Here is a 25,728-nt window from a genome sequence, read left to right as displayed (position 1 = left end):
CCCCCGCTTATGCGCCCTTATTCCCCCTGCTGCCAGAGCGGATGCGGCACCGGATCCTTGGCCCGCAACAGGTAGTTGCGGAAAATCTGCAGGTAGTTGCGGTAGAAATAGCCGTCGTTGGCCGCCAGGAACTCTGCCCGGCGGGTTTGGTAAAGCCGCGGCAGCGCGTACCAGGGCACGCCCGGATGCATGTGGTGCACGATGTGCAGGTTGTTGTTCAAGAACAGGAAGGCCAGCGGCCCCTTGTCCTCGATCACCACGGTGCGGCCGCGGGCGGTTTCATGCGCGCGGTGCTCCAGGAAGGTGCGGATCTTCAAAAGCGCCAGCCCCAGATAGGCCCCGGCAAGTGCCGCCCAAAGCGGCGCAGGCGACTGCAGCACCACCCAGATCACCACCGTCAGGCCAAGGCCATGCAGCGCCCAGTCGCGGGCGATCCCCGGCTCTCCCCTGCGCATCAGCCGCCAGTCGCCCGCCATAAAGCAGAGCTGCCCGATCAGCGGCCCCAGCACCACCCGGCCCAATAGCGTGTTGTTCACCCGCAAGAGCGCCTTGCGCCAACCCGGCAAGCGCGCCCACACGCCCGGGTCCTGGAAATTGCTTTCCGGATCGTCATAGGGGTCGGTCAGCGCCTCATCCTCGTGATGCGCCAGATGGGTGTCGCGGAAGCGGCCATAAGGGATCGCCAGGCTCAGCGGAAAGAACATCAGCGCCTCATTCAGCCAGCGGCTGCGGAACGGATGCCCGTGCAGCGCCTCATGGGTCAGCGAGGAATGCAGCGCCGCCATCACGCCCAGCGCCATCACCGTCAGCAACAGGCTGACCTGCGGCAGCAGCCACAGCGCCGCCAGCCAGCCGCCGTAACAGCCCAGGATCAGCGCCAGGGTGCCCCATTCCACACCCCGCGGCATGTATTCGCTGCAGCGCTCAGACATGGCCGCGCCCCCAGCTGATCTTTGCCCAGGCGCGTTCATAGAAAAGGTAGACCGTAAACCCGATCCCTGTATTGACCAGCGCCATCATGCCGCCTGCCTTGGCCGAGCCGGTGGCAATCAACCCCACCAGCGTCATCGTCGCCAGCCCGAGGATGTTCCAGATCACTGCCTTAACTATGGAGCGCCTGCGCGTTTCCATCTTGCCTCCTGAAATTCTTTGGTAAGTGCTTGTTTCCAAACTACCGCAGCCGCAGACTGTGCAGAATTCCGAATGCAGTTAACAAAATCCATCAATCGTGATATTTGAAAACACATGATAGAAAACATCGACAAACGGGTGCGCGCAGAGCAGTTCCGGCAAAGGCTGAACCGGGCGCTGCGCGACAGCGGCCTCAGCCAAAGCGCTTTGGCCCGCGCCGTCGGTGTCGACCGCTCCACCATCTCGCAGCTCTTGACAGACGAGGGCGCGCGGCTGCCCAACGCCCATGTGGTTGGCGCCTGCGCCGGCGCGCTGGGGGTTTCCGCCGACTGGCTCCTCAGCCTGTCTGACCGGCCCGAAAGCGCCGCCGAACTGCTGGCCTCCAGCCTCACCCTGACCGAGGCCCCCCGCGCGCTGGTCGATGAACGGATCTTCGACTGGCACCAGGAGGCCGAGGGCTACAAGATCCGCCACGTTCCCGCTGCGCTGCCCGACATGCTGAAAACCCGCGCGCTCCTGGAATGGGAATACTCCCCCCATCTGGGCCGCACCGCCGGCCAGGCCATCGGCGCCTCCGAAGACCGGCTCACCTGGATGCGCCAATCGCCGTCCGATTATGAAATTGCCCTGCCGCTATACGAGCTCGACAGCTTTGCCCATGCGGTTGGCTATTACGAGGGCCTGCCGCTGGATGTGCGGCTGGAACAGCTTGATCAGTTCGAACGGCTCTGCGAGCAGCTCTATCCCCGGCTGCGCATCTACCTGTTCGATGCCAAGCGGCTTTATTCCTCACCGATCACCATCTTCGGGCCGCTTCTGTGTGTCTTTTACGCCGGCACCCATTATCTGGCCTTCCGCGACAAGGAGCGGATCGCCACCTTCACCAATCATTTTGACAATCTGGTGCGCGAAGCCGACATCACCGCCCGGCAATTGCCGGGACGGCTCAGGGCGCTCAGGGCGGCGATCAGCAGTTAAATCGTTTCAAACAGAACTTCCGCCCGGCCGATAGGCCGGGCAGCGCCCGTCCCGCCCCCCACGGGGCGGGCGCTTCGCTTCCCACCCCGCCGGGCCGAACGCTGCCCTCTGACTTCCTGATCTAGGCGCTCACACTTTCGGGTCCGGGTTCTCGGTATGGCCATCCACGGCGATCACCTGCCCCGACACCAGCCGCGCCGCGTCCGAGCCGAGGAACACCGCCATATTGGCAATGTCGCTGGCTTCAACAAACCGCCCCATCGAGGTGCCCGCGGCATAACCCGCATAGACCTCGTCCCGGGTCATGCCCTTGGCCGCCGCCTCGCGCTCCAGCACGCCCTCCATCCGCGGCCCTTCCACCGCGCCGGGACAAATCGCATTGGCGCGGATGCCAAAGGGGCCAAGCTCCATCGCCAAGGTCTTCATCAGCCCGATGACCGCCCATTTCGCCGAAGCATAAGGCGCCCGGTTCGGATAGCCGTACTGCCCGGCGGTGGAGGATGTCACGATGATCGATCCCGCCTTGGCCGCCTTCATCAAAGGTGCTGCGTATTTGGCGGCCAGAAAGCACCCCTCAAGATTGACGCTCACGCATTTGCGCCAGTCCTCCAGCGCAATATCCTCGATCAGCGCCGTGGGCCCGGCGATGCCCGCATTGGCGCAAAGCACATCGAGCCCGCCCCATGTATCCTCGATCTCCGCAAACAGCGCCTTGACGCCCGCCTCATCGGTGGCATCTACCGCCGTTGTCTGCCAGCCTTCCGGCAGGTCTGCCAGCGCTACGGCGCTCACATCCGTGACCCAGACCTTATGCCCGGCAGCAGCAAAGCCCTCAGCCATGGCGCGGCCGATGCCAGACCCGCCGGCGGTGATCAGAACCCGGCTCATCTGGGCGCACCGATTGCGCGGCCCAGCCCCTCCGGCGCCGCCAATGCCGCATGGGCCTCTGCCAGTTTCACCAGATTGGCCTCGATATGCGGCGCAGGCGGCGCCGAACGGCGGGTCTTCAGGTCCACATGCAGCAGCATATGCTCGCCGGTCGCCAGCAGCCGCTCGCCGGAGAACATCTCGTGCCACAGATGCATCTTCTTGCCCGCACCCATGATCACCCGGGTCTTCACCTGGATCGGATCGCCCGCATGGACCTCGTCGATATGCCGGATATGGGTTTCGGCGGTGAAGTAGCTGCCGCCGTTGGCGATATACTCCGCATCGCAGCCGATGATCATCATCAGCCGGTCGGTGGACTGCGCAAAGGCATCGAGATAGCGGCTCTCGGTCATATGGCCGTTGTAATCGGTCCAATCCAGCGGCACCACGCGGCTCTGGGTCAGCACCGGCTGGCTCAGGTCCTCCAGATCCTCAATCGTGCGCACCAGCCCGGCCTCGCCCTCGCGGTTCAGGTCATGGGCGTTCTGCAGCGCACCAGCGCCCCAATTATTTGCGCCCAGTGCCCGCATCATACCGACTAGGTTGTCGTCCCGGTGCCGCTCCAGCTCGCGGATCGAGTACTGGCCGGATTGCTCATCCGACTGGCCCGCGATCAGGTCCACCAGTTCATCAGTGAATTCCGGCACATCCATCAGCTTGGTCCAGGGCCAGCTGAGGCAGGGGCCGAACTGCGCCATGAAATGCTTCATGCCCGCCTCGCCGCCAGCCACCCGGTAGGTTTCAAACAGACCCATCTGCGCCCAGCGGATGCCAAAGCCGTAGCGGATCGCGTTGTCGATCTCCTCGGTGGTGGCGATGCCGTCCTTCACCAGCCAAAGCGCCTCGCGCCAGACCGCTTCCAGGAAACGGTCGGCCACATGGGCGTCGATTTCCTTCTTCAGGTGCAGGGGATACATGCCGATGGCAGTGATGATCTCCTTGGCGCGGTCGATGACGCCCGCCGGGTTGGCCTCTGTCGTGACCAGCTCGGCCAGCGGCAGCAGATAGACCGGGTTGAACGGATGCGCGACCACGATCTGGCCCGGGTTCTCGCGTCCGTCCTGCAATTGCGACGGCTTGAAGCCGGAGGTGGAGGAGCCGATCACCGCATCCGGCGCGCAATGCGCCTGCAGCTCTGCATAGACCTTCTGTTTCAGGTCCAGCCGCTCGGGCACGCTCTCCTGGATCCACTCGGCGCCCTCGACGGCCTCCGCGATGGTCTCATGGAAGGTCAGGCTGCCCTCGGCAGGCAATGCCACATTGCCAAGGCCGGGCAGCGAGCGGCGGGCGTTGGCCAGCACTTCGCCGATCTTGCGCTCTGCTTCCGGGTCCGGGTCGAACACCCGCACGTTCCAGCCATTGAGCAGGAACCGCGCGGCCCAGCCGCCGCCGATAACCCCGCCGCCGATGATTGCTGCTGTCTTTGTCATCTGAGTATCCATTTGCAAATGGCCCGTGCAACTGCACGGGCAGCGCCCGCCCCTCCCCCATGGGGAAGGCGCTTTCGCACCCACCCCGAGGGCCGGGCCCAGCCCTCCGTTGGTCTTTCAAGGTCACCCGCTGGTGCACAGGGGGTGCACAGAGGGTGCACGCAGGGCACCCCCCGTTTCGAACGCTTACTGCGCCACCGGCGCGCGCTTGGTCAGGCCCAGCTTCTCGCGCACTTCCTGCGGACCGATCACCCGTGCGCCCATGTTCGACACGATGGTGTTGGCGCGCTCGACCAGCTGCCAGTTCTCCGCCAGGACGCCTTTGTCGAGCCACAGGTTGTCTTCCAGCCCGACCCTCACGTTGCCGCCCGCCAGCACCGATTGCGCCGCATAGGCCATCTGGTTGCGGCCCAGCGCAAAGGCCGAGAAGGTCCAGTCGTCCGGCACGTTGTTGACCATTGCCATGAAGGTATTCAGATCATCCGGCGCGCCCCACGGCACCCCCATGCACAGCTGCACAAGCGCGTTCGGCTCCAGAACACCCTCTTTCACCAGTTGCTTGGCAAACCACAGGTGGCCGGTGTCAAACGCCTCGATCTCCGGCTTCACGCCCAGGTCGGTCATCATCTGCCCCATCGCCCGCAGCATGCCGGGCGTGTTGGTCATAACGTAGTCGGCCTCGGCAAAGTTCATGGTGCCGCAATCCAGGGTGCAGATCTCGGGCAGGCATTCCGCCACATGGGCAACGCGCTCCGTCGCCCCAACCGTGTCGGTGCCCGCCTCCTTCAGCGGCAGCGGGTTCTCGGTGTCGCCAAACACCATATCACCGCCCATGCCCGCGGTCAGGTTCAGCACCACATCCACCTCGGCATCACGGATCCGGTCAGTCACCTCGCGGTAAAGATCCAGTCGGCGCGACGGCACCCCGGTCTCAGGATCGCGCACATGGCAGTGCACCACTGCGGCGCCGGCCTTGGCCGCGGCGATGGCGCTGTCGGCGATCTGCTGGGGCGAGCGCGGCACATGCGGGCTGCGGTCCTGGGTGCCGCCGGAGCCGGTCACGGCACAGGTGATGAAGACTTCCCGGTTCATTTCCAGAGGCATTTTTCTTTTCCCTTCGATGTACAGGGTTTTGCCACGGGTTATCCCCAGGCTCCTCCCCAGATTCTGATTTGCGCTGACAGCGACTCTGCCGCAGCCTTTTACGGCACAGTTTACACCAGGCGAATCGAAGTTGATGAAATCCGCAAAAAACATCCTGCAGCCCGAGAACCGGCCGCTGAAGACAGCGGTGCTGGTTCTGGATGAATGCAACACGCTGTCCTTTGCCGCTGCAGTGGACCCCATGCGCGCCGCCAACCGGCTGGCCGGGCGGGCGGCATTCGACTGGGATTATGTCAGCGCCACGGCAGAGCCGCCGATGCTGACCAGCGGCCTCACCGTGCCGAGCTTTCCGCTGGCCCGGCTGCAGGGCTGCGAACTGCTGATCATCGTCGCGGGCTTCCAGCTGGCGCGTCATGCCACCCCCAGCCTGCTGGCCGGCCTGCGCCGCATCGCCGCCACCGGCGCCACCATCGCAGGCATCGACGGCGGGCCCTGGCTGATGGCCGAGGCAGGGCTGCTGGACGGCCACCCCGCCACCACCCACTGGGAAGACCTGGAAAACTTCGCCGCCCGCTTCCCCAACGTGGACGCCCGCAACGACCGCTTCACCGTGTCTGAGGCCCGTATGACCTCCGGCGGCGCGACGCCGGCAATTGAAATGATGCTGCACATCATCAGCTGCCGCCATGGCGCAGGCTTTGCCTCCCGCGTGGCGGGGCTGTTCCTGTTCGACGGGCCCTCTGCCCTGCCGCGCCCGCAAAGCCGACTGGGCGGCCGCGCCCACAGTGCCCTGACCGCCAAGGCAAACGCGCTGATGGAAGCCTCGCTGGATGAGCCGCTGCCGCTGGCGCAGATCGCCGAGACGCTGGGCACCAGCCCGCGCAGCCTGCAGCAGCAGTTCCGGCTCAAGCTCAACACCACGCCGCAGGACCACTACCTTCAGCTGCGCCTGGCCGAGGCCCGCCGCCTGGTCACCGACACCGCAATGCCGCTGATGGAGGTGGCAATGGCCACCGGCTTCACCTCGCAATCGAGCTTTGCCCGCGCCTTCCGCACCGCGCATGGCACCTCAGCCCGCGACCTGCGCCAGGAACAGGCACGCCCGACGGCTCACTGACACAACGCGGGTCAAGGGCCGCGCAGCGGCGGTGCGCAGCACCGTTCACCCTTGACGCGCAACCCTTGTACAGAATTGCAAAGGCGCTTCAGGGGCAGACCTGCCCCTGAACGCTTCTGAGCAAACCCTTCTCCGCGCTGCGCCAGCAGCGCCCGGCCCAACCGGCCTAGGGCATGTCCATGCCCGCAGGCCGGGCGGGAGAGCCTCCGCCCCTTGGATCAATACGGCATCGGATGCGCCCGGTGGGCAGCGTTGATCTCGTCCAGCACCTCCTGGCTCAGCTCCAGCTCCACCGACTTCAGCAAATGCTCCAGCTGCGGCAGATGGGTGGCGCCAAAGATCGCCGACGCCATGAACGGCCGGGCCCGGCACCAGGCCAGCGCCATATGCACCGGATCCAGCCCGTGGCGTTCTGCGATCTTCAGATAGGCCGCCACCGCATCATAGACCCGCGGGCTGTGGCGCCCGCCCAGTTCCGGGTTGATCGACTTGCGCGAGCCTTCCGGCACCGCCCCGTCCTGGTACTTCCCGGTCAGCAATCCGGTGCCCAGCGGCGAGAACGCCATCAGCCCGACATCTTCATTGACGCTCAGCTCGGCCAGGTCGGTGTCATACATCCGGCAGACCAGCGAGTATTCGTTCTGGATCGAGGCCACCCGCGGCCAGCCGCGCACCTCGGCGATGCGCAGCCATTGCGCGGTGCCCCAGGCGCTCTCATTGGACAGGCCAAAGGCGCGGATGGTGCCGCGCTCCACCTCGCGCTGCAGCGCCTCCAGGCAGTCCTCCATGTTGGCCAGCACCTCCTCGCGGTTCTGGCCGGAAGGATCATAAGTCCAGTTCTGCCGGAACATGTAGCTGCCCCGGTTCGGCCAGTGAAACTGGTAGAGATCGATATAATCCGTCTTCAGCCGCTTCAGCGAAGCCTCGATGGTGGGCGCGATGGTCTTGGACGAGATCGGCGCCCCGCCGCGCACATGCCGCATCCCTTCACCGGAATGTTTGGTCGCCAGGATGTAGTCGCCTCGCCGTCCGGTCCTTTCGTTCCAGTTGCCGATGATTCTCTCGCTGTTGCCCAGGGTTTCAGCACTGACCGGATTGACCGGATACATCTCGGCGGTGTCGACAAAGTTCACGCCAGCCGCCAGCGCCATATCAATCTGCGCATGGGCCTCGTCCTCCGGCGTCTGGGTGCCAAAGGTCATCGTGCCCAGGCACAGTTCGGACACCCTCATGCCGGTGCGGCCCAACGGGTTCATTTTCATCTCGCGCTCCCTTGTTCCGGATTTGCCTGCGACCCTAGCCGGCAGCACGGCAAGTGCAAGCCGCGGCAGCACACCGGAAGACCGGCGTTAACCATCCAAGAACAACCTGAAAGCGATTCGCCTAAAATGTGATACGCTCAAATTTGTCGCAAATTGAATTACAAGGAGTGGCCCATGACATTCGCGGTGCATGAAATAGGTGAAGATCGCGCTATCGAAGCAGAAGCGCCTGTACTGCGATTGCCGCCGTCCCAGGCACGCTTGGCCCATGCCCGCGGCCGCGCCGTGTTCGTTGATCTGCGCATGGCGCAGGAAATGAAAAGAACCGGGATCATTCCGGGGGCTTTTCCCTGCCCCCACGGGCTCACGGATCTCTGGATCGGCCCCGGCAGCCCCGTCAGCAGCACCGGTCCTGCCGATGAGAAGATTTTTGTATTCTGCTGCGGCAATGGCTTGCACGCCCCCCAGGCCGCCCAAAGCGCACGGCATATGGGCCTGCGGCAGGTCTTCGTCCTGGACGGCGGCATGGATGCCTGGCTTGCCGGCGGCGGCAGCGTGGCGGCGCTTGATCAGCAGCAGGTTCATTGAGCCGCCCCCAGCCGCTTGCACCCCGGCGCAAAACGCTGCAGCCTGCCTCCCGTGTTACTTGAGGAGGGCGCAGAATGCCGCAACAGATCACCAAAGGCGTCAAGGCGCTGCTGGCCGAGGCAAACAGCCTTGTCGAAACCATGACCGTCGAAGAAGCCAAGCAGAAGGTGCTGGATGAGGGCTATGTTTTCATCGATCTGCGCGACATCCGCGAGCTGCAGCGCAGCGGCATGATCCCCGGCGCCTTCTCCTGCCCGCGCGGCATGCTGGAATTCTGGATCGACCCGGACAGCCCCTATCACAAGCCGGTGTTCAACCAGGACAAGACCTATGTGTTTTACTGCGCCAGCGCCTGGCGCTCGGCGCTCAGTGCCAGGGCGGCGATGGAGATGGGGCTGAAACCGGTGGTGCATCTGGAAGGAGGCTTCAGCGAATGGGCCAAGCAGGGCGGCCCGGTGGTCCCGCGCGAGAGCTGAGGCCAGCCGCACCGCGCATCACGCGCGGTCCGATCAAGGATGCGGGGCGGCAGCACTGCCCGCCGCAGCACCCGATTGAGAACAAATAGCGAACGCGCTACTTTGACGGCATGCCGACTCACCTGCTTACCCGCCGCAGCCACAAACCCCGTCCGGCGCTGCCCCTGATGGAGGGGATCGCGCTGGAACAGGCCCGTGTGCATGAGGCCTGCGGCCCGGCCCGCCACAGCTTTGCCCTCTGGCTGGCCGCCGCCGCACAGGCCGCCGCCCCGGGATCCGTCCTGTGGCTGTCTGCGGCCCAGGGCGGCCCCCGGCTGAACCCCGGCGGGATGGCGGAATTTGCCAGCCCTGCCCGTTTTCTGTTCGTGCAGGCCGCCCGGACAGAGGATCTGCTCTGGTCCATGGAGGAAGCCCTGCGCAGCGGCGCGGCACCGCTGGTGGTGGCAGAGCTGGCAGAGCCGCCCGCCATGACCCCGGTGCGGCGGCTGCATCTGGCGGCAGAGGCTGGCGGGCGCTTCGGCCCGGCGCCGCTGGGCCTGCTGCTGACCCCCGGCACAGGCGGCGCCCAGGGCATCGAAAGCCGCTGGCACCTGGCCCCGGCCCATGCGCCCCGGCCCGGCGGCAGCCCGCCCCCCGCCCGCGACCGCCCCGGTTTCCCGGGCTGCTGGACCCTGCAGCGGCTGCGCGCCCGCACCCTGCCGCCCCGCAGCTGGCAGATCACCCGCACCGGCGCCGGCAGCCCGCTGCAGGCAGCCCCGCTGCCGCCCGGCGCCTGCGGCCCGGCTGCGGCCCGCCTGCCCGCGGCGCTGGCGCAGCCGCCGTCACCGCTGGCTGCGCCAGCGCGGCCTTAGCGGCTTGGGGCCGGGCACCGGTCGCAGGCCAGTGCCCGGCCCAACAGGCAGAGGTCTTTGCCCCAAACGCCGGCGTCTGGCGGGAGCCCCCCCCGCGGTTTCACAGGCACGCAAGCAAAAGTGAGCGGCCCGCAGCGGCAAATCCGGTTAAACTCGTCCGGCAGCACAGGAAAAACGGGCCAGCAAACACGGAAGGAACCGCACCCATGGGCAACTCCCGGATGCCGCGCCGCGCCCTGCTGGCCGGCCTCGGAGCCGCCCTGCTGGCGCCGCAGGCGCTGCTGGCCGCCCTTCTGCCCTACCGCCTGATCCCCGAGGCCACGGATGTGCGCTTCACCTTCCTGCTTGGCGGCCAGCCGCAGCACGGCCGGGTCCCCGTCTCTGCTGCGCGCATCCGCATCGACCCGCAGAATCTGGCCCGCAGCCAGGCCGATATCACCCTGGACGCGCGCCGCGCCCGCACCGGGCTGGTGTTTGCCACCGAGGCGCTCAAAGGCCCCGGCCTGCTGGACACCGCCCGCTTCCCGCAGATCCGATTCCGCTCCACCCGGGTCCGCCTGGGGCCGGACGGACGGCTGTCCGGCGGCGCCCAAATCACCGGTGATCTGACATTACGCGGCGCCACCCGGCCGGTCACCCTGCAGGCCGCGCTCTACCGCCGCCCCGGCACCGCCCCGGACGACCTGCGGGAACTGGATGTGCATCTCTCCGGCCAGATCAGCCGCGCCGCCTTCGGCGCCTCCGGATACCCGGATCTGGTGGCCGACCGGGTCAGCCTCAGCGTCAGGGCCCGCATCCGCCAGGCAGGCTGAGCGCCGGCCCGCGCCGCGCCGGTGCTAAAAAAAACACCGCCCCGCAAAAATACGACACGCTGGTGGCGGAAACCGGCTGGCAATGCCGTCCCAGCCTGTCATGGTCGCACCGTTATGCGCCTGATCGTCTCCTTTGCCGCCCTGTTCCTTTCTGTCATCCTGCTGCAGCTGTCGACCGGAGGCGTCGGCCCGCTCGATGCCATTTCCGGCCTGACGCTCAACTTCACCAAGGAGCAGATCGGCCTCCTGGGCTCCGGCCATTTCTTCGGCTTCTTCATCGGCTGCTGGTGGGCGCCGCGGCTGATGGGCAACGTCGGCCATTCCCGCGCCTTTGCAGTCTGCACCGCGCTTGGCGCCATGGGCCTCTTGGGCCACACGCTGACCGAAAACCCCTATGCCTGGGCGGCGATGCGGATGGCCTCCGGCCTTTGCGTCGCCGGCTGCTACACGGTGATCGAGGCCTGGCTCAACGCCAAGGTCACCAACGAAACCCGCGGCCGCGCCATGGGCACCTACCGGATTGCCGACATGAGCGCCTCGCTGGCGGCGCAGCTGATCATCGCGGTGCTGCCGCCGGCCGCCTATATCTCCTATAACCTGCTGGCGATCCTCTGCTGCGCCGCGCTGCTGCCGCTGACCCTGACCCGGTCCAGCCAGCCGGAAACTCCCGATGCCCCGCGGCTGCGCCCCAAGCTGGCCTGGCGCTGCTCGCCGCTGGCGGTGGCGGGCGTCATCGTTTCGGCGCTCAGCTCCGCCTCCTTCCGGATGGTCGGCCCGGTCTACGGCCAGGAGGTCGGGCTGGAAGTCGGCCAGATCGCCTTCTTCCTGGCCGCCTTTGTTCTGGGCGGCGCGCTGGCGCAGTACCCGCTCGGCTGGCTCGCCGACAAATACGACCGCCGCTGGGTGCTGATCTGGCTGTCGGTGGCCGCCATCGTCAGCAGCACCGTCACCATCGCCGCCAGCGGCACCGGCACCCTCGGCGTGATGCTGGCCGCCAGCTTCTTCGGCTTCACCACCTTCCCGATCTTCTCGGTCTCCGCCGCCCACGCCAACGACTTCGCCACCTCCGCCGAAAGGGTCGAGCTGTCGGCGGCGCTGATGTTCTGGTACGCGCTTGGCGCCATCGCCTCGCCTTTTGTCTCCTCGGCCCTGATCGACAGCTTCGGCCCGCCTGCGCTGTTTGCCTACGTCGCCTGCGGCCACCTGCTGCTGATCGTTTTCGGGCTCAACCGGATGCGCGCCCGCCCGGTGCCGGAGGAGCGCACCCATTACGTCTATGCGCCGCGCACCTCCTTCACCATCGGCCGCCTGCTGAAACGCTCGCGCGAGGGGCGGTAGCGCCGCCGCCGCCCAATTTTCAACGAAATACGCACACGGGGTTCCCGCCGCCCGCCGCATAGGCTAGACGGGCCTCTGACGCATTACCTGGATGGACGGCATGGCACGCATTCTGATCACTTCGGCGCTTCCCTACATCAACGGGATCAAGCATCTGGGCAACCTGATAGGCAGCCAGCTGCCCGCTGACCTTTACGCCCGCTACAACCGCGGCCGCGGGCATGAGGTCCTGTTCCTTTGCGCCACCGACGAACACGGCACACCGGCGGAACTGGCGGCGGCCAAAGCCGGCAAGCCGGTTGCCGATTACTGCGCCGAAATGCACGAAGTGCAGACCGACATCGCGCACCGCTTCGGCCTGTCGTTCGACCATTACGGCCGCTCCTCCAGCCCGCAGAACCATGCGCTGACCCAGCATTTCGCCGGCAAGCTGGCCGAGGCCGGGCTGATTTCGGAAGTCAGCGAAAAGCAGGTCTATTCCAATGCCGACGGCCGCTTCCTGCCCGATCGCTATATCGAAGGCACCTGCCCCAACTGCGGTTACGAGCGGGCCCGCGGCGACCAGTGCGAGGAATGCACCAAGCAGTTGGACCCCACAGACCTGATCAATCCGCGTTCGGCCATCTCCGGCTCCACCGACCTGGAAGTGCGCGAGACCAAGCACCTGTTCCTGCGCCAGTCGGCAATGCGCGATCAGCTCGACGCCTGGATCGACACCAAGACAGACTGGCCGGTGCTGACCACCTCCATCGCCAAGAAATGGCTGCATGACGGCGACGGCCTGCAGGACCGCGGCATCACCCGCGACCTGGACTGGGGCGTGCCGGTCAAAAAAGGCAGCGAGGATTGGCCGGGCATGGAGGGCAAGGTCTTCTACGTCTGGTTCGACGCGCCGATCGAGTACATTGCCGCCGCCGGCGAGTGGGCCGAGAAGCACGGCAAGAGCGATGCAGAGTGGCAGCGCTGGTGGCGCACCGACCAGGGCGCGGAGGATGTGAAATACGTCCAGTTCATGGGCAAGGACAACGTGCCGTTCCACACCCTGTCGTTCCCGGCCACCATCCTTGGCTCCGGCGAGCCGTGGAAGATGGTCGACCACCTCAAGTCCTTCAACTACCTGAACTATGACGGCGGCCAGTTCTCCACCTCGCAGGGCCGCGGCGTGTTCATGGACCAGGCGCTGGAGATCCTGCCCGCCGACTACTGGCGCTGGTGGCTGCTGAGCCATGCACCCGAAAGCTCCGACTCCGAATTTACCTGGGAAAACTTCCAGCAGTCCGTGAACAAGGATTTGGCGGACGTTCTGGGCAACTTCGTCAGCCGCATCACCAAGTTCTGCCGCTCCAAGTTCGGCGAAGAGGTTCCGGCCGGCGGCGAATACGGCGCGCAGGAACTGGCGCTGATCGATGAACTCACCACCCGCATCCGCGCCTATGAGGGCCACATGGAAGCGATGGATGTCCGCAAGTCGGCGCAGGAGCTGCGGGCGATCTGGGTTGCCGGCAACGAATACCTGCAGTCCGCGGCGCCCTGGTCGGTGTTCAAGGAAGACCCCGAGCGCGCCGCTGCGCAGGTGCGCCTGGGCCTCAATCTGATCCGGCTCTATGCGGTGCTGTCGGCCCCCTTCATCCCGCATGCGTCGGACACGCTGATGGCCGCCCTGAACTCGGACGACCGCAGCTGGCCGGACGACGCGGCCGCCGCCCTGTCCGCCCTGCCCGCAGGCCACGGCTTCACCGTGCCGGACGTGCTGTTCGCCAAGATCACCGACGAGCAGCGCGAGGAATGGCAGGAACGCTTCTCCGGCACCCGCGCCTGATCCCTCTGGAACTGATTGACGCAAAGGCCGCCTCAAGGGCGGCCTTTTCTTTTGCCATCCTCTTGACCCGGCACAAAAAATAATTCCGACTAAAAAACTCGGATTGACATAGGTGAGTAAATAAATCAGGTATACGGCATTCCAGCCAGCCTGACTCGGATCGGGCGAGCCCGAGTGACATAGTATCAACCGAGATCGCCCCCATGCCGACCAGTGCGCGCCGCCTTTGCGGCCCTGACATCAAGGAACCGGACTCTGAGGACATGCGCCACCTGTGGCCGCAGGTCTTTGCGCCGTCCGGCGCGCTGTCCGGTTTTTGCCTGGAATGGCTTCTGGACAGGGCGGAATTCAGCGATGGGCGCAAGTCATGAACCAGATCACTTCCAAACCTGTCCCCACTGAGGCCACCGCCGAGGTTTTCCCCACCTACCACGCCGAGGACCTGACCCGCGGCGGCGCGCAGGCCCGCATCCTGCTGAACGGCCAGATCTATTCGCTGCGCATCACCCGCGCGGGCAAGCTGATCCTGACCAAATGAGCGCCGCTGCCCCACAGTCCCGCGGCGGGGTCACTGTCGGCACCCTGTCGGAGCTGCCGGCGCTGGAAGCCGGCGCGGTGATCTATCTGCGCCACTGGTTCTCCGGGGCCGAGACCCGCGAGCAGATGCGCCGCGACTTCGAGGCGAACTTCGGACCCGAAATGGCCGGAGCCGCCTTTGAGGCCTTTGGCTGCCTATGCAATTTCTGCGCCGCCCATGGCCGCCGCCCGCTGGTGCGCCACGGCATGGCCTGCAACTGCCTGGGCGCGGACGAGAACTGCTTTGCCAACCTGCTGGCGTCGGCCGCCGAAGGCCAGCAGGACGATGCGCAAATCCTTGCGTCGCTGATTGTCACCCCGCGCAAGGCATCGGAACTCACGCAACTCGCATCCGACTGCGGTTTGCTCATGCGGCAAGTTCTGGGCGTGCAACCGCCCATGCAATCCGCCCGGCCCGCAACCGCCACCCTTCATTGAACACATAGCACCCTCAAGGACTTAGCTGATGAAATCCGTCTTTCTCACGGGCACCGCCCTCGCCGGCCTCGCATTTGGCGCCACCGCCGCATTTGCCGCCGACAAAGCCGCTGTTCTGAACACCTACGCCAATATTGCAGAGGCAAAATACCAGGACAGCCTGGCCACCGCCCAAGTGCTGAAGACAGCGGTGGATGAACTGATCGGCCATCCCTCCGCAGAAAACCTGGAAGCCGCCCGCGGCGCCTGGATCGCGGCCCGGGTGCCCTACCAGCAATCCGAGGTGTTCCGCTTCGGCAACGCCATCGTCGACGACTGGGAGGGCAAGGTGAACGCCTGGCCGCTGGACGAAGGGCTGATCGACTATGTCGACGCCTCCTATGGCGGCCCGACCGAAGAAAACACCCTGGCGGCGCTGAATGTGATCGCCAACCCCAGCTTTGAACTGTCTGGCAAGGCGATCGATGCTGCCAAGATCACGCCGGAGCTGCTGGAAGGCGCCCTGCATGAGGCCGACGGGGTCGAGGCCAATGTCGCGACCGGCTACCACGCAATCGAATTCCTGCTCTGGGGCCAGGATCTGAAAGGCACCGATCATGGCGCGGGCGACCGCCCCTGGACCGATTACGCCCAAGGCGATGCCTGCACCGGCGGCAACTGCGGCCGCCGCGGCGAATACCTGCAGGCCGCCACCGATCTGCTGATCTCTGACCTGGAGTGGATCGCCGACCAGTGGGGCGAAGCCGGCGAAGCCCGCGCTGCGCTGCTGGCAGACGAAGACGCCGGCATCACCGCCATGCTGACCGGCATGGGCTCGCTGTCTTATGGCGAGCAGGCGGGCGAACGGATGCGCCTTGGCCTGATGCTGAACGACCCGGAGGAAGAACACGACTGCTTCTCCGACAACACCCACAACAGCCACTACTATGACGGGCTGGGCGTGCAGAACGTCTATCTCGGCGAATACGTGCGGGTGACCGGCGCGCTGGTCTCCGGCCCCTCCCTGTCGGATCTGGTTGCCGCCAAGGATGCGGATCTGGACACCGAGATGCGCGGCAAGCTTGCCACCACCATGCAGGCGCTTGGCCGCATCAAAACCGCGGCTGAGGCGGGCCTGTCCTACGACCAGATGCTGGCGCAGGGCAATGAAGCCGGCGAGGCGCTGGTGATGGGCGGCGTCAACGGGCTGATCGACCAGACCCGCTCGATCGAGCGCGTGGTGTCCGTTCTGAAGCTGGACGGCGTCGCCATCGAAGGCTCCGACAGCCTCGACAACCCCTCGGCAGTCTTCCAGTGAGAAGCAGGCAACCACGCAGTTTCGGGCCGCAGTTTCTGCGGCCCGTGTATTTGCAACACCGCATTACCCAAGTGTTTTACTCTGAATAGCCCTTGATTCCCCAGTAATTCTGTCAGATATATTTTCCCAACGGAATCACTTGGCCTTTGCGGCCAGCAGGCAAGGACGCAGTCAGCATGATCGTTTGCCACTGCACACAGATCTCGGATCACGACATTCGCGCTGCCATCGATTGGATGCGAAGCGCCGACCCTGAAACGATAATCACCCCCGGCAAGATCTATCACGCGCTGGGAAAATCCGCCGATTGCGGCGGCTGCATGCCCCTTTTCCTCGACACCATGCGCGCCAGCAGTAAGCTGGAAGTACCTGCGCAGCTTGCGAATTTACGCGCAGGATCAATCCGGGAGAAGTATAATGAAGGGCGACGCCAAGGTTATCGACTATCTGAACAAGGCTCTGCGGCATGAGCTGACGGCGGTCAGCCAGTACTGGCTGCACTACCGGCTGCAGGACGATTGGGGCCTGGGCAGCATGGCCAAGAAAAGCCGCGAGGAAAGCATCGAGGAGATGCAGCACGCGGACAAATTGATTGAAAGGATTTTGTTCCTCGGCGGCCACCCGAACCTGCAGAAGCTTGACCCGCTGCGGATCGGCCAGACGCCAAAAGAAACCCTCGAATGCGACCTTGCCGCCGAAGTGGACGCCCGCGCGCTCTACAAGGAAGCCCGCGACGCCTGCAACAAGGCGGGCGACTATGTTTCCCAAAAGCTGTTTGAAGAACTGATGGCGGATGAAGAAGGCCATATCGACTTCCTCGAAACGCAGCTTGAACTGCACGACCGGATCGGTGCCGAAAACTATGCCCAGCTCAACGCCACCAAGATGGCAGAGGTTGAAGACTAACATCACGCTGGCTGCCGCGCTTGCGGCAGCCACGCCCCTTGCGGCGCTGGACCTGGTCGGCAAGTACCAGGCAGAGCCGCATCTTTCCCCCCTCCCCCGCACCGATGCCGAACGTGAGCGGATCGCGGCGGTAACAGCACCCGCCACAGATTTCGCCGCGCCGGAGCCGTTCGAGGACCTTCCCGCCGGCGCCGCGACAGTACGCGCCCGCACGGATGACGAGGCATTCTCCCAGCATTCGGCCAATCTCAGCTTTGAGCAGGAGATGGACTTCAAGGTCGGCAACGGGCTGTTCAAGAAGATCTGGGTGTTCTCGCCCGCCTCCACCAAGGCCTCTGACGGCCTTGGCCCCCTTTACAACGCCCGCTCCTGCCAGCGCTGCCACCTGAAGGACGGCCGCGGCCATGTGCCGGAACAGCCGGATTACAGGTCAACAAGCATGTTCCTGCGGGTTTCCGTCCCCGGACCGGTGCCGCCGGAGATGCAGGAGATCAGCGACTACATCGGCACCGCGCCGGACCCGCACTATGGCCGGCAGCTGCAGGACTTCTCTGCCACCGGCGTCGCGCCGGAATACAGGCTGCAGGTGGCGTATGAGGATATCTTGGTCGCGCTGAACGGCGGTGAGACCGCCACCCTGCGGCGCCCCAGCTACACCGCGGCCAGCCTCGGCTACGGCCCGCTGGCGGAGGGCGCCATGCTCAGCCCCCGCGTGGCGCCGCCGATGATCGGCCTGGGCCTCCTGGAGGCGATCCCCGCCGCCGACATCCTCGCCCATGCGGATGAAGACGACGCCGACGGCGACGGCATCTCCGGGCGCGCCAACCTGGTCTGGTCGCGGGAGTTCAACCGGATCATGCTGGGCCGCTTCGGCCTCAAGGCCGGAATGCCGACCGTGCACGAACAATCCGCAGGCGCATTCTCCGGCGACATCGGCATCTCCACACCGCTGTTCCCGGCCCATGCGGGTGAATGCACCGTTCAGCAGACCGCCTGCCTGTCCGCCCCGCACGGCGGCGGTGATTCCCGTGAAACCGAGATCGACCAGGCCAACATGGATCTGGTCACCTTCTACAGCCGCAACCTTGGCGTGCCAGCCCGCCGCGATTCCGGCGACCGCCAAGTGCTGCGCGGCAAGCAGATATTCTACGAAAGCGGCTGCGCCTCCTGCCACGTGCCGAAATACGTGACCCACCGGCTGGCAGACAGGCCGGAGCAGAGCTTCCAGCTGGTCTGGCCCTACAGCGACCTCTTGCTGCACGACATGGGCGAAGGCCTCGCCGACAACCGGCCCGAGGCCCGCGCCACCGGGCGCGAATGGCGCACCGCACCGCTGTGGGGGATCGGCCTGACGCAGCAGGTCTCGCCGCGCGCCGGCTTCCTGCACGACGGCCGCGCCCGCACCCTGCTGGAAGCCGTCCTGTGGCACGGCGGCGAGGCTGAAGCGGCCAAGACCCGTGTCGTGGACCTCGCACCGCAGGACCGCGCCGCCCTCATCACCTTTCTGGAAAGCCTCTGATGCGCGCTCTTGCCCTGAACCTCGCCCTCGCGGCCGCCCCCGCCGCAGCGTCGGAGCTTTCCAGCAGCATCACCGATCAGCTGATCCTTCCGGCGATTGCGGAGCTGGCAGCAGATGCGACAGCGCTGGCGGACACCGCCAAGGCCGACTGCAACCCGCAATCAGACGCCCTGCGCGCGGCCTACGGCGAAGCTTTCGACGCCTGGATCGCCGCCAGCCACTTCCGTTTCGGGCCGACGGAAACGGACAGCCGCGCCTTTGCGCTGGCCTTCTGGCCCGACAGCCGCGGCAAGACACCCAAGGCGCTGGCCAATCTGATCCGCAGCGAGGATGACGGCATCACCGACCCGGCGGCTTTCGCCAGCTATTCCATTGCCGCCCGTGGCTTCTATGCGCTGGAATATCTTCTGTATGACCCTGAACTGGCCGCCGCAGGCAGCGCGGACTACCGCTGCGCCCTGACCCGCGCCATCAGCACGGATATTGCTGCAACCGCAGAGGCCATCAGTCAGGGCTGGGCGGACAGCTACGCCGCCGAAATGCGCGCGCCGAAAAACCGCTACCGCAGCGAGGCGGAAATTACCCAGGAACTGCTGAAAGCGCTCACCACCGGATTGCAAGTGCTGGACGACATGCGCCTGGGCCGCCCGCTAGGCACCTATGAAAAACCCCGCCCCAACCGTGCCGAGGCCCGCCGGTCAAGGCGCAGCCTGCATCATGTGCTGCTGTCGCTGAACGCGATGGAGCCGCTGGCGCTGGCCTTGGCGCAGGGTGACGCCGCGCTGAAAGCGGACCTTGCCCGCGGGTTTAAAACCGTCCGCAGCCGCGCCGAAGCCTTGGACGACCCTGTCTTTGCAGGCGTCGCCGACCCCGCCGCCCGCATCCGGATCGAGGCGCTGCGTCAGCAGGTGAAGGATTTGCGCGCGCTTGCCTCTGAACGCCTAGGCCCGGCTCTCGGCGCGGCGGCAGGTTTCAATTCGCTCGACGGCGACTGACGGAAAGGATCCCGCATGACCTCCCGCCGCGGATTTCTGGCAGGCTTGTTTGCCTCCGCCCTTGCCCCGCAGGCCAGCTGGGCCACTGCGGGCAGCCCCGCCTTCCTGTCGGCTGGCAAGGACGCCAGCGGTGCCTTCCTGCTGGCAGGCCTCTCCGAAACGGGCGGGGTCCTGTTCCGCCACCCCCTGCCCGGCCGCGGCCACGCTGCCGCGGCTCATCCCGTGCGGCCAGAGGCCGTCGCCTTTGCCCGCCGCCCGGGCCGCTTTGCCGATGTGATCGACTGCCGGACCGGTGCCGCCCTCGCCCGGTTGGAGCCGCCCGAAGGCCACCATTTCTACGGCCACGGGGTGTTTTCCCCGGACGGCAGCCGCCTGTTCACCACCGAAAACGACTATGAGAACGCCCGCGGTGTGATCGGTTTCTGGGACGCCGCAGACGGCTACCGCCGCATCAATGCCTTCTCCTCCGGCGGCATCGGTCCGCATGATATGCTCCTGCGCCGCGGCGCGCCGGGGCTGGCAGTGGCCAATGGCGGCATCGAAACCCACCCCGACAGCGGCCGCGCCAAGCTGAACCTGCCTGATATGCGCCCCAACCTCAGCTACCTGAGCTTAGACGGCGAATTGCAGGAGCAGATGGAACTGCCGCCAGAGCTGCATCTGAACTCGATCCGCCACCTCGCCATGCGCGCCGACGGCACCGTTGGTTTCGCCATGCAATGGCAGGGCGATCTGGGCGAACAGGTCCCCACTGCCGGGCTTCACCGTCCCGGCGCCGTGCCGCGTTTGCTGGCAGAGGACGACGCGCGGGTGCTGAACATGCAGGGCTACGGCGGCTCCATCGCCTTTTCCGCCGATGGCAGCCGGATCGGCGTCACCTCGCCGCGCGGCGGGGTTCTGCAGGTGATGGATACGGTCAGCGGCGCGCTGCTGGCAGAGCACATGATGAGTGACGTCTGTGGGCTGGCGCCCTCCGCCGGCGGCTTCACTGCCAGCACCGGCACCGGCCAGTTCATTGCGGTCTCTGACACCGGACAGCAGCCGCTGAACCGCACGGACCTGGCCTGGGACAATCACCTGATCCCGCTCTACTGAAGCAAAACAGCCAGGCATTTCGCAAGGCGCGCCTGCCACGGCGCGCCTTTTTCGTTTTCAAATCAAACGAAACCAATGCGAAAACGAATAGTGACTCTCCATGCGCAATACGCTAAAGAATCGCAGCGAAAGGAAAGCAAATGGATGCCACCGGCCGTCAGAACGAAATCATCTCCCTCTTGAACCGGCAGGACCGGGTCGAGGTCGAGGATCTCTCCCGCCGCTTCGGCGTGTCCCTGCAGACCGTGCGCGCGGACCTGCGCGACCTGTCGGCCCGCGGCGCGCTGTCCCGCGTGCATGGCGGTGCCGTCCGCGTGAGCTCCGCCGCCAGCCAGGGCTACGACGACCGGCGCAAGCTGAACGCCGGCAACAAGCTGGCGATGGCCGCCCTGGCGGCAGAGCTGATCCCCGACAACTGCTCGCTTTCGCTTAACATCGGCACCTCCACCGAACAGGTCGCCAGGGCGCTGTCCGGCCACAGCGGCCTGACGGTGATGTCCAACAACATTAACATTATCAACATGATGATGGGCGGGCAGGCCAAGGAACTGATCCTGGCCGGCGGCACCGTGCGGCAAAGCGACGGCGCCATTGTGGGCGAGGACGCGGTTGACTTCTTCTCCCGCTACAAGGTGGATTTTGCCGTCATTGGCGCCTCCGCGCTGGACACCGACGGCGCGGTGATGGACCACGACGCCCGCGAGGTTTCGGTCGCCCGCGCCATCCTCAAGAACGCCCGGCAGAAAGTTCTGGTCTGCGACGGCAGCAAGTTCGACCGCTCCGCCCCGGTTCGCATTTGCGACGTGGCAGACCTGGACGTGGTGATCACTGACCGCCCGGTCCCCGCAGAATTTGCCGAGGCCGCGCAGGCCGCCGGCACCCGTATCCTGACCGCAGGACAAAACGAAAGCAGCGAAAATGACTGACGCGCCTGTAACAGACCTTTTCATCATCGGCGGCGGCATCAACGGCTGCGGCATCGCCCGCGATGCGGCCGGCCGCGGCTTGTCGGTGACGCTGGCAGAGATGAACGACCTCGCTTCTGCCACCTCCTCGGCCTCGACCAAACTGTTCCACGGCGGCCTGCGGTATCTCGAATATTTCGAGTTCCGCCTGGTGCGCGAAGCGCTGATCGAGCGCGAGGTGCTCTTGAAGGCGATGCCGCATATTTCCTGGCCGATGCGTTTTGTGCTGCCGTTCCACAAGGAAATGCGGTTCGACAGCGAGACGCCGACATCGAAACTGCTCACTGCCTTCATGCCCTGGATGAAGGGCCGCCGCCCGGCCTGGCTGATCCGGCTGGGACTTTTCCTGTACGACTCGCTTGGCAAACGCGGCATCCTGCCCGGCACTGCGAAACTGGACCTGGCCGCCGACCCGGCAGGCCGCCCCCTGAAGGACAAGTTCAAGACCGCGTTCGAGTATTCCGACTGCTGGATCGAGGACGCCCGCCTGGTGGTGCTGAATGCCCGCGACGCCGAGACCCGCGGCGCTGAGATCCTGACCCGGACCAAGGTGCTGTCCGCCGAGCGCGACGCGGACTACTGGGTGATCACCCTGCAGGACCAGGCCACCGGCGACACCCATCAGCGCCGCGCGAAAATGCTGGTCAACGCGGGCGGGCCGTGGGTTGCCGATGTGCTGCACCAGAAGCTGGGCCAGAACAGCCGCGAAAACGTCCGCCTGGTGCGCGGCAGCCATATTGTAGTGCCGAAACTGTTTGATCACGGCCGCTGCTATTTCTTCCAGGGAACGGACGGGCGGATCATCTTTGCCATTCCCTACGAGGAGGATTTCACCCTGATCGGCACCACCGACGCCGACCACCCGGATCCGGAAACCGCGCCCGAATGCACCGCAGCTGAGCAGGACTATCTGATTGATTTCGCGTCCGGCTACTTCAATCAGCCGCTCAAGCGCGAGGATATCGTCTGGACCTACTCCGGGGTGCGCCCGCTGTATGACGACGGCGCCAGTTCTGCCACCGCGGCCACCCGCGAATACGTGCTGACGCTGGATCAGGCGCAGGCGCCGCTCTTGAATGTCTTCGGCGGCAAGATCACCACCTACCGCAAGCTGGCAGAGGCGGCGCTGGCAAAGATCGGCGAGGTCTTCCCGCAGCTGCCCACGGACTGGACCGCAGGTGTTGCCCTGCCCGGCGGCGACTTTGCGGTGGCGGATGTGAAAAAACTGCAAAACAAACTCGCAGCGGACTATCCGTTCCTATCGCCCTACGGGACTCGCCGATTGATCCGCGCCTACGGCACCGAGGCCTGGGAGGTGCTGGGCGAGGCCAAATCCGCAGAAGACCTCGGCCAGGACTTCGGCGCCACCATCACCGCGCAGGAGCTCGATTGGGCCATTGCCCGCGAATGGGCGCGCACCGGTGAGGACTACCTGTGGCGGCGTACCAAGCTGGGCTTGCGTCTGGATGAAGCCCAGCGCGCCGCAGTGGATGACTACATACAGGGAAAAGCGGCTCAGCTCGCGGCTTGACCGCCTTGCCTGGCTGATAGGCCAGGCCGCGCCCACCCCTCCCCGTCAAACCGGAGGATTGATTTCAGCAAAACGGGAGGGCGCTTTGCGCCCACCCAGGCTCGGACGCAGCCCTGAGCGTTAAAACTCGACGCCCTTCTGAGCTTTCACGCCGGCGCGGAACGGGTGTTTGATCTGCCCCATCTCGGTCACCAGATCGGCGATCTCGATCAGCTCTTCCTTGGCGTTCCTGCCCGTCAGCACCACATGGGTCATCGGCGGCTTCTGCTCGACCAGGAACTCCAGCACCTCCTCCAGATCCAGATACTCATAACGCAGCGCGATGTTGATCTCGTCGAGCAGCACCATGGTGTTCTTCTCGTCCAGGATCATCTCCTTGGCCTTCTCCCAGCCCTTCTGCGCGGCAGCGATGTCGCGCGCCTTGTCCTGGGTCTCCCAGGTGAAGCCCTCGCCCATCGCATAGAACTGGCAGAGATCGCTGAAGTTCTCCTCGATCAGGGTGCGCTCGCCGGTCTGCCAGGCGCCCTTGATGAACTGCACCACCGCGCAGGGCATCTTGTGGGCGATGCAGCGCATGATCATGCCGAACCCCGAGGAGGATTTGCCCTTGCCCGGACCGGTGTGGACGATGATCAGGCCCTTCTCGCCTTCCTTGGTCTTCATCATCCGGTCGCGGGCCGCCTTCTTCTTGGCCATCTTGGAGGCGTGGCGGGCGGCTTCTTCTTCTGAAATGCCGGTTTCGGACTTTTCGCTCATGGGGGCTCTCCAGCTGTTTGACCCCATGTCTTGACAAAGAAGCCCGCCATAGCGCAAGGGGGTTCCGCTGGTTCCTGTGAAAACAGGCGAAGAGGGAATGTGAAGGCTTTCAAAAAGCTCAAGCACAGCCGCCCCCGCGACCGTGACCGGATGAGGCCGCCATGCCACTGGGAGAGTACCCGGGAAGGCAGGATGGCCGGCAAGGCCCAGGCCTTGGCATCCGCAAGCCGGGAGACCTGCCAGCGAGAGAGAGATCAACGGGCAGACGGGGTGTTCTGCGACCGGGTAAGGGGCTTGCACGATTGGCCCCTGTCTGGCCATCCCGCAAGCCTGCCGCGACAGGAGACGCGCCGATGGCTGACGATTTGGCAGACAAAGCTGCCAGCCCCCCAGGACCGGTCACGCTGACCGTATGCCTCACCTGCCGCCGCGAGGGCGCTGACCCGGAAGGTGCCCGCCCCGGCACCATCCTGCACGCCGCGCTGGCAGAGGCAGGGATGCCCGAAGGCGTCCGCCTGCGGGGCGTGGAATGCCTGTCCTCCTGCAAACGAGGCTGTGCTGTTGCCTTGGTCGGCGGCGAGGAGCGCTGGACCTATGTCTACGGCGACCTCGACCCGGACCAGCATGTCCCCGAGATCCTGGAAGGCGCTGCCGCCTATGCCGCCACCGCTGACGGCGTCGTGCCCTGGCGCGAGCGCCCGCAGACCTTCCGCAAGCAATCCGTTGCCCGCATCCCGCCGGCCAAGTTCTTTTCCGAGGAGTAAACATGAGCGACCTCAACAAGATCCCCGTCACCGTCATCACCGGCTTCCTCGGTGCGGGCAAAACCACGCTGATCCGCCACCTGATGCAGAACCCGCAGGGCAAACGGCTGGCGGTAGTGGTCAATGAATTCGGCACCGCCGGCGTCGACGGCGACATCCTGAAGTCCTGCGCGGACGAGAATTGCCCGGCGGAGAACATCATGGAGCTGGCCAATGGCTGCATCTGCTGCACCGTTGCCGATGACTTCATCCCCACCATCGAACAGCTGATGGAGCTGCCGGAAAAGCCGGATCACATCGTGATCGAAACCTCCGGCCTGGCGCTGCCCAAGCCGCTCCTGAAGGCCTTCGACTGGCCGGCGATCCGCTCCCGCATCACCGTCGACGGCGTGATTGCGCTGGCCGATGCCGAGGCGGTCGCCAAGGGCCAGTTCGCCCCCGACCTGGACGCCGTGCAGGCCCAGCGCGAGGCCGATGACAGCATCGACCACGAAACCCCGCTCAGCGAAGTGTTCGAGGATCAGATCTCCTGCGCCGACATCGTTCTGCTGTCCAAGGCCGACCTGGCCGGCGATGCAGGTGTCGAGAAAGCCCGCGCGGTGATCGAGGCCGAGGCGCCGCGCAAGCTGCCGATCCTGCCGATGAGCGAAGGCGTCATCGACCCGCGCATCATCCTGGGCCTGAACGCCGCTGCCGAGGATGATCTGGAAGCCCGTCCCAGCCACCATGACGGCCACCACGACCACGAGCATGACGATTTTGAAAGCATCGTTGTCGAAATGGGCGAAGTCTCTGACCCGGAAGCGCTGCAGAATGCCATCGTGAAACTCGCCCGCGAGCGCAACATCCTGCGCGTCAAAGGCTATGTCGCGGTGGAGGGGAAACCGATGCGGATGCTGGTTCAGGCCGTGGGCGAGCGCCTGCGCGCCCAGTATGATCAGCCTTGGGGCGCGCAGCCGCGCAAGACCGCGCTGGTGGTCATCGCGGAGCATGACGACATCGACGAACAGGCCATCCGCGCCGAGCTGGGGGCCTGAAGCCAATGGTAGC

General features: G+C 65.6%; 28 protein-coding genes and 1 riboswitch. Of the genes, 21 read left to right on the top strand and 7 right to left on the bottom strand.

Annotated features, from left to right (window positions below):
• Positions 1 to 17: 17 nt before the first annotated feature.
• Both LHL23_RS12475 and LHL23_RS12470 read right to left on the bottom strand, forming a co-directional pair.
• Entirely contained in the window at positions 18 to 932 is a 915-nt protein-coding gene (locus LHL23_RS12475) for a fatty acid desaturase (RefSeq protein ID WP_226430090.1), read from the bottom strand.
• Positions 925 to 1,131, bottom strand: coding sequence for a DUF2061 domain-containing protein (locus LHL23_RS12470; protein WP_222480801.1), 207 nt, complete (start codon positions 1,129 to 1,131; stop codon positions 925 to 927). The genes LHL23_RS12475 and LHL23_RS12470 overlap by 8 nt, the downstream gene beginning before the upstream one ends.
• A 114-nt stretch (positions 1,132 to 1,245) precedes the next feature.
• On the opposite strand from LHL23_RS12470, the gene LHL23_RS12465 reads away from it, so the two are divergent.
• Positions 1,246 to 2,109, top strand: coding sequence for a helix-turn-helix domain-containing protein (locus LHL23_RS12465; protein WP_226430089.1), 864 nt, complete (start codon positions 1,246 to 1,248; stop codon positions 2,107 to 2,109).
• A gap of 129 nt (positions 2,110 to 2,238) precedes the next feature.
• Here LHL23_RS12465 and LHL23_RS12460 read toward each other — a convergent pair whose 3' ends face one another.
• From LHL23_RS12460 to LHL23_RS12450, 3 genes are all read right to left on the bottom strand, one after another.
• Entirely contained in the window at positions 2,239 to 2,997 is a 759-nt protein-coding gene (locus LHL23_RS12460; protein ID WP_226430088.1) for an SDR family oxidoreductase, read from the bottom strand.
• Positions 2,994 to 4,469: a carnitine 3-dehydrogenase gene (locus LHL23_RS12455; protein WP_226430087.1), complete on the bottom strand. Its 1,476-nt coding sequence runs from the start codon at positions 4,467 to 4,469 to the stop codon at positions 2,994 to 2,996. The genes LHL23_RS12460 and LHL23_RS12455 overlap by 4 nt, the downstream gene beginning before the upstream one ends.
• A 186-nt stretch (positions 4,470 to 4,655) precedes the next feature.
• Complete coding sequence (locus LHL23_RS12450) at positions 4,656 to 5,573, bottom strand: 3-keto-5-aminohexanoate cleavage protein (protein WP_226430086.1); 918 nt, start codon at positions 5,571 to 5,573, stop codon at positions 4,656 to 4,658.
• 133 nt (positions 5,574 to 5,706) lie between these two features.
• Between LHL23_RS12450 and LHL23_RS12445 the strand changes: the two genes are divergently transcribed.
• Positions 5,707 to 6,690 carry a GlxA family transcriptional regulator gene (locus tag LHL23_RS12445; RefSeq protein WP_226430085.1) on the top strand — a complete coding sequence of 328 codons (984 nt, stop codon included), beginning with the start codon at positions 5,707 to 5,709 and terminating at the stop codon, positions 6,688 to 6,690.
• Between the two features lie 218 nt (positions 6,691 to 6,908).
• Here LHL23_RS12445 and LHL23_RS12440 read toward each other — a convergent pair whose 3' ends face one another.
• Complete coding sequence (locus LHL23_RS12440; protein ID WP_222480787.1) at positions 6,909 to 7,952, bottom strand: aldo/keto reductase; 1,044 nt, start codon at positions 7,950 to 7,952, stop codon at positions 6,909 to 6,911.
• Positions 7,953 to 8,126: 174 nt separating this feature from the next.
• Here LHL23_RS12440 and LHL23_RS12435 point away from each other — a divergent pair, with 174 nt between their 5' ends.
• From LHL23_RS12435 to glpD, 17 genes are all read left to right on the top strand, one after another.
• Positions 8,127 to 8,540: a rhodanese-like domain-containing protein gene (locus LHL23_RS12435; RefSeq protein WP_226430084.1), complete on the top strand. Its 414-nt coding sequence runs from the start codon at positions 8,127 to 8,129 to the stop codon at positions 8,538 to 8,540.
• 74 nt (positions 8,541 to 8,614) lie between these two features.
• Entirely contained in the window at positions 8,615 to 9,016 is a 402-nt protein-coding gene (locus LHL23_RS12430) for a rhodanese-like domain-containing protein (protein ID WP_222480783.1), read from the top strand.
• A gap of 110 nt (positions 9,017 to 9,126) precedes the next feature.
• A complete protein-coding gene (locus tag LHL23_RS12425) occupies positions 9,127 to 9,867 on the top strand; it encodes an ImuA family protein (protein ID WP_226430083.1) in 741 nt (246 codons plus the stop codon).
• A 206-nt stretch (positions 9,868 to 10,073) separates the two neighbouring features.
• Positions 10,074 to 10,679, top strand: a complete 606-nt coding sequence (locus LHL23_RS12420) for a YceI family protein (protein WP_226430082.1) — start codon at positions 10,074 to 10,076, stop codon at positions 10,677 to 10,679.
• 114 nt (positions 10,680 to 10,793) lie between these two features.
• Positions 10,794 to 12,017 (top strand): MFS transporter, encoded by a 1,224-nt coding sequence (locus LHL23_RS12415; protein ID WP_222480781.1) that lies wholly within the window; start codon positions 10,794 to 10,796, stop codon positions 12,015 to 12,017.
• Positions 12,018 to 12,117: 100 nt separating this feature from the next.
• Positions 12,118 to 13,836 (top strand): methionine--tRNA ligase, encoded by a 1,719-nt coding sequence (gene metG, locus LHL23_RS12410; RefSeq protein ID WP_226430081.1) that lies wholly within the window; start codon positions 12,118 to 12,120, stop codon positions 13,834 to 13,836.
• Positions 13,837 to 14,039: 203 nt separating this feature from the next.
• The gene (locus tag LHL23_RS12405; protein WP_226430080.1) at positions 14,040 to 14,207 is read left to right on the top strand and encodes a hypothetical protein; all 168 of its coding nucleotides are present in this window, start codon (positions 14,040 to 14,042) and stop codon (positions 14,205 to 14,207) included.
• Complete coding sequence (hemP, locus tag LHL23_RS12400; RefSeq protein WP_222480776.1) at positions 14,204 to 14,374, top strand: hemin uptake protein HemP; 171 nt, start codon at positions 14,204 to 14,206, stop codon at positions 14,372 to 14,374. The genes LHL23_RS12405 and hemP overlap by 4 nt, the downstream gene beginning before the upstream one ends.
• The gene (locus LHL23_RS12395) at positions 14,371 to 14,850 is read left to right on the top strand and encodes a hypothetical protein (RefSeq protein ID WP_226430079.1); all 480 of its coding nucleotides are present in this window, start codon (positions 14,371 to 14,373) and stop codon (positions 14,848 to 14,850) included. The genes hemP and LHL23_RS12395 overlap by 4 nt, the downstream gene beginning before the upstream one ends.
• A 28-nt stretch (positions 14,851 to 14,878) precedes the next feature.
• A complete protein-coding gene (locus tag LHL23_RS12390; RefSeq protein WP_226430078.1) occupies positions 14,879 to 16,147 on the top strand; it encodes an imelysin family protein in 1,269 nt (422 codons plus the stop codon).
• Positions 16,148 to 16,323: 176 nt separating this feature from the next.
• The gene (locus LHL23_RS12385; protein ID WP_222480770.1) at positions 16,324 to 16,617 is read left to right on the top strand and encodes a (2Fe-2S)-binding protein; all 294 of its coding nucleotides are present in this window, start codon (positions 16,324 to 16,326) and stop codon (positions 16,615 to 16,617) included.
• Entirely contained in the window at positions 16,565 to 17,053 is a 489-nt protein-coding gene (gene bfr / locus LHL23_RS12380; RefSeq protein WP_065269893.1) for a bacterioferritin, read from the top strand. The genes LHL23_RS12385 and bfr overlap by 53 nt, the downstream gene beginning before the upstream one ends.
• Positions 17,010 to 18,572 (top strand): di-heme oxidoreductase family protein, encoded by a 1,563-nt coding sequence (locus LHL23_RS12375; protein ID WP_413229474.1) that lies wholly within the window; start codon positions 17,010 to 17,012, stop codon positions 18,570 to 18,572. Before bfr ends, LHL23_RS12375 begins: the two co-directional genes overlap by 44 nt.
• Positions 18,572 to 19,567, top strand: coding sequence for an imelysin family protein (locus LHL23_RS12370; RefSeq protein ID WP_226430076.1), 996 nt, complete (start codon positions 18,572 to 18,574; stop codon positions 19,565 to 19,567). The genes LHL23_RS12375 and LHL23_RS12370 overlap by 1 nt, the downstream gene beginning before the upstream one ends.
• Before the next feature lie 15 nt (positions 19,568 to 19,582).
• Positions 19,583 to 20,662, top strand: a complete 1,080-nt coding sequence (locus LHL23_RS12365; RefSeq protein WP_226430075.1) for a DUF1513 domain-containing protein — start codon at positions 19,583 to 19,585, stop codon at positions 20,660 to 20,662.
• A gap of 140 nt (positions 20,663 to 20,802) precedes the next feature.
• Entirely contained in the window at positions 20,803 to 21,588 is a 786-nt protein-coding gene (locus LHL23_RS12360; protein WP_222480761.1) for a DeoR/GlpR family DNA-binding transcription regulator, read from the top strand.
• Complete coding sequence (glpD, locus tag LHL23_RS12355; protein WP_226430074.1) at positions 21,581 to 23,158, top strand: glycerol-3-phosphate dehydrogenase; 1,578 nt, start codon at positions 21,581 to 21,583, stop codon at positions 23,156 to 23,158. The genes LHL23_RS12360 and glpD overlap by 8 nt, the downstream gene beginning before the upstream one ends.
• A 120-nt stretch (positions 23,159 to 23,278) precedes the next feature.
• Here the strand turns inward: glpD and cobO are convergent, their stop codons facing one another.
• Positions 23,279 to 23,914: a cob(I)yrinic acid a,c-diamide adenosyltransferase gene (gene cobO, locus LHL23_RS12350; protein WP_222480757.1), complete on the bottom strand. Its 636-nt coding sequence runs from the start codon at positions 23,912 to 23,914 to the stop codon at positions 23,279 to 23,281.
• A gap of 51 nt (positions 23,915 to 23,965) precedes the next feature.
• A riboswitch (cobalamin riboswitch) is annotated at positions 23,966 to 24,172 on the top strand.
• 95 nt (positions 24,173 to 24,267) lie between these two features.
• Between cobO and LHL23_RS12345 the strand changes: the two genes are divergently transcribed.
• Together LHL23_RS12345 and cobW are read left to right on the top strand one after the other, a co-directional pair.
• Complete coding sequence (locus tag LHL23_RS12345) at positions 24,268 to 24,678, top strand: DUF1636 family protein (protein WP_226430073.1); 411 nt, start codon at positions 24,268 to 24,270, stop codon at positions 24,676 to 24,678.
• A 2-nt stretch (positions 24,679 to 24,680) separates the two neighbouring features.
• Entirely contained in the window at positions 24,681 to 25,715 is a 1,035-nt protein-coding gene (gene cobW / locus LHL23_RS12340) for a cobalamin biosynthesis protein CobW (protein WP_222480753.1), read from the top strand.
• Positions 25,716 to 25,728: the final 13 nt, after the last annotated feature.

Origin of the sequence: Leisingera sp. McT4-56 (assembly GCF_020514995.1) — a bacterium.
GTDB classification, from domain to species: Bacteria; Pseudomonadota; Alphaproteobacteria; order Rhodobacterales; family Rhodobacteraceae; genus Leisingera; species Leisingera aquaemixtae_A.
Note: the sequence above shows the minus strand (reverse complement) of the source record. Positions and strands in the feature narration are given on the sequence as shown.

What these genes read in the sequence shown, in the direction of transcription:
- LHL23_RS12390 (WP_226430078.1), top strand. Translation starts at nt 14,879, where the DNA reads ATGAAATCCGTCTTTCTCACGGGCACCGCCCTCGCCGGCCTCGCATTT.
- LHL23_RS12460 (WP_226430088.1), bottom strand. Translation starts at nt 2,997, where the DNA reads ATGAGCCGGGTTCTGATCACCGCCGGCGGGTCTGGCATCGGCCGCGCC.
- hemP (WP_222480776.1), top strand. Translation starts at nt 14,204, where the DNA reads ATGAACCAGATCACTTCCAAACCTGTCCCCACTGAGGCCACCGCCGAG.
- LHL23_RS12445 (WP_226430085.1), top strand. Translation starts at nt 5,707, where the DNA reads ATGAAATCCGCAAAAAACATCCTGCAGCCCGAGAACCGGCCGCTGAAG.
- LHL23_RS12365 (WP_226430075.1), top strand. Translation starts at nt 19,583, where the DNA reads ATGACCTCCCGCCGCGGATTTCTGGCAGGCTTGTTTGCCTCCGCCCTT.
- LHL23_RS12375 (WP_413229474.1), top strand. Translation starts at nt 17,010, where the DNA reads ATGCCCAGCTCAACGCCACCAAGATGGCAGAGGTTGAAGACTAACATC.
- glpD (WP_226430074.1), top strand. Translation starts at nt 21,581, where the DNA reads ATGACTGACGCGCCTGTAACAGACCTTTTCATCATCGGCGGCGGCATC.
- LHL23_RS12405 (WP_226430080.1), top strand. Translation starts at nt 14,040, where the DNA reads ATGCCGACCAGTGCGCGCCGCCTTTGCGGCCCTGACATCAAGGAACCG.
- LHL23_RS12440 (WP_222480787.1), bottom strand. Translation starts at nt 7,952, where the DNA reads ATGAAAATGAACCCGTTGGGCCGCACCGGCATGAGGGTGTCCGAACTG.
- LHL23_RS12455 (WP_226430087.1), bottom strand. Translation starts at nt 4,469, where the DNA reads ATGACAAAGACAGCAGCAATCATCGGCGGCGGGGTTATCGGCGGCGGC.
- bfr (WP_065269893.1), top strand. Translation starts at nt 16,565, where the DNA reads ATGAAGGGCGACGCCAAGGTTATCGACTATCTGAACAAGGCTCTGCGG.
- LHL23_RS12360 (WP_222480761.1), top strand. Translation starts at nt 20,803, where the DNA reads ATGGATGCCACCGGCCGTCAGAACGAAATCATCTCCCTCTTGAACCGG.
- LHL23_RS12475 (WP_226430090.1), bottom strand. Translation starts at nt 932, where the DNA reads ATGTCTGAGCGCTGCAGCGAATACATGCCGCGGGGTGTGGAATGGGGC.
- LHL23_RS12395 (WP_226430079.1), top strand. Translation starts at nt 14,371, where the DNA reads ATGAGCGCCGCTGCCCCACAGTCCCGCGGCGGGGTCACTGTCGGCACC.
- LHL23_RS12435 (WP_226430084.1), top strand. Translation starts at nt 8,127, where the DNA reads ATGACATTCGCGGTGCATGAAATAGGTGAAGATCGCGCTATCGAAGCA.
- metG (WP_226430081.1), top strand. Translation starts at nt 12,118, where the DNA reads ATGGCACGCATTCTGATCACTTCGGCGCTTCCCTACATCAACGGGATC.
- LHL23_RS12370 (WP_226430076.1), top strand. Translation starts at nt 18,572, where the DNA reads ATGCGCGCTCTTGCCCTGAACCTCGCCCTCGCGGCCGCCCCCGCCGCA.
- LHL23_RS12430 (WP_222480783.1), top strand. Translation starts at nt 8,615, where the DNA reads ATGCCGCAACAGATCACCAAAGGCGTCAAGGCGCTGCTGGCCGAGGCA.
- cobW (WP_222480753.1), top strand. Translation starts at nt 24,681, where the DNA reads ATGAGCGACCTCAACAAGATCCCCGTCACCGTCATCACCGGCTTCCTC.
- LHL23_RS12420 (WP_226430082.1), top strand. Translation starts at nt 10,074, where the DNA reads ATGGGCAACTCCCGGATGCCGCGCCGCGCCCTGCTGGCCGGCCTCGGA.
- LHL23_RS12385 (WP_222480770.1), top strand. Translation starts at nt 16,324, where the DNA reads ATGATCGTTTGCCACTGCACACAGATCTCGGATCACGACATTCGCGCT.
- LHL23_RS12470 (WP_222480801.1), bottom strand. Translation starts at nt 1,131, where the DNA reads ATGGAAACGCGCAGGCGCTCCATAGTTAAGGCAGTGATCTGGAACATC.
- LHL23_RS12345 (WP_226430073.1), top strand. Translation starts at nt 24,268, where the DNA reads ATGGCTGACGATTTGGCAGACAAAGCTGCCAGCCCCCCAGGACCGGTC.
- LHL23_RS12465 (WP_226430089.1), top strand. Translation starts at nt 1,246, where the DNA reads ATGATAGAAAACATCGACAAACGGGTGCGCGCAGAGCAGTTCCGGCAA.
- cobO (WP_222480757.1), bottom strand. Translation starts at nt 23,914, where the DNA reads ATGAGCGAAAAGTCCGAAACCGGCATTTCAGAAGAAGAAGCCGCCCGC.
- LHL23_RS12415 (WP_222480781.1), top strand. Translation starts at nt 10,794, where the DNA reads ATGCGCCTGATCGTCTCCTTTGCCGCCCTGTTCCTTTCTGTCATCCTG.
- LHL23_RS12450 (WP_226430086.1), bottom strand. Translation starts at nt 5,573, where the DNA reads ATGCCTCTGGAAATGAACCGGGAAGTCTTCATCACCTGTGCCGTGACC.
- LHL23_RS12425 (WP_226430083.1), top strand. Translation starts at nt 9,127, where the DNA reads ATGCCGACTCACCTGCTTACCCGCCGCAGCCACAAACCCCGTCCGGCG.